Origin of the sequence: Ralstonia soli, from assembly GCF_023955655.1 — a bacterium.
In the GTDB taxonomy this organism is placed as follows: domain Bacteria; phylum Pseudomonadota; class Gammaproteobacteria; order Burkholderiales; family Burkholderiaceae; genus Ralstonia; species Ralstonia soli.
The window spans coordinates 1-1,213 of record NZ_JAMXHT010000027.1 but is presented as its reverse complement, the minus strand read 5'-3'; the positions used below and the strand labels follow the sequence as shown (position 1 = coordinate 1,213).

Genomic DNA, 1,213 nt, shown 5'->3' with positions numbered 1-1,213 from the left:
GACATGGCAAAGGAAAAGTTCGAGCGGACCAAGCCGCACGTGAACGTTGGGACGATTGGTCACGTTGACCACGGCAAGACGACGCTGACCGCAGCGATCGCAACCGTGCTGTCGAGCAAGTTCGGTGGCGAAGCGAAGAAGTACGACGAAATCGACGCAGCGCCGGAAGAAAAGGCACGCGGCATCACGATCAACACCGCGCACATCGAGTACGAGACGCAAAACCGTCACTACGCGCACGTTGACTGCCCGGGCCACGCCGACTACGTCAAGAACATGATCACCGGTGCCGCCCAGATGGACGGCGCCATCCTGGTGTGCTCGGCCGCTGACGGCCCGATGCCGCAAACGCGTGAGCACATCCTGCTGGCCCGTCAGGTTGGCGTGCCGTACATCATCGTCTTCCTGAACAAGTGCGACATGGTGGACGACGCTGAGCTGCTGGAACTGGTCGAGATGGAAGTGCGTGAACTTCTGTCGAAGTACGACTTCCCGGGCGACGACACCCCGATCATCAAGGGTTCGGCCAAGCTGGCGCTGGAAGGCGACAAGGGCGAGCTGGGCGAAGTGGCCATCATGAACCTGGCCGACGCACTGGACACCTACATCCCGACGCCGGAGCGCGCTGTTGACGGCACGTTCCTGATGCCGGTGGAAGACGTGTTCTCGATCTCGGGTCGCGGCACCGTGGTGACCGGCCGTATCGAGCGTGGCGTGATCAAGGTCGGCGAAGAAATCGAAATCGTCGGTATCGCCATGGATGGCGACAAGCCGAAGATCGACAAGACCACCTGCACGGGCGTGGAAATGTTCCGCAAGCTGCTGGACCAAGGTCAAGCAGGCGACAACGTCGGTATTCTGCTGCGTGGCACGAAGCGCGAAGACGTTCAGCGTGGTCAAGTGCTGGCCAAGCCGGGCTCGATCAAGCCGCACACGGAATTCACGGGCGAGGTCTACATCCTGTCGAAGGACGAAGGCGGTCGTCACACCCCGTTCTTCAACAACTATCGCCCGCAGTTCTACTTCCGTACGACGGACGTGACTGGCTCGATCGCCCTGCCGGAAGGCAAGGAAATGGTCATGCCGGGTGACAACGTGTCGATCACCGTCAAGCTGATCGCCCCGATCGCCATGGAAGAAGGCCTGCGCTTCGCTATCCGCGAAGGCGGCCGTACCGTGGGTGCTGGCGTCGTTGCCAAGATCCTGAAGTAAA

The 1,213-nt window shown here is 61.0% G+C and carries 1 protein-coding gene; it reads left to right on the top strand.

The features are described 5' to 3' along the window. The first annotated feature begins 3 nt into the window (after nucleotides 1–3). Complete coding sequence (gene tuf, locus NG900_RS26525) at nucleotides 4–1,212, top strand: elongation factor Tu (protein WP_252685376.1); 1,209 nt, start codon at nucleotides 4–6, stop codon at nucleotides 1,210–1,212. Nucleotide 1,213 lies beyond the last annotated feature (1 nt).

Excerpts from the sequence above, each read along its gene's own strand:
- tuf (WP_252685376.1), top strand. The coding sequence starts at position 4 with ATGGCAAAGGAAAAGTTCGAGCGGACCAAGCCGCACGTGAACGTTGGG.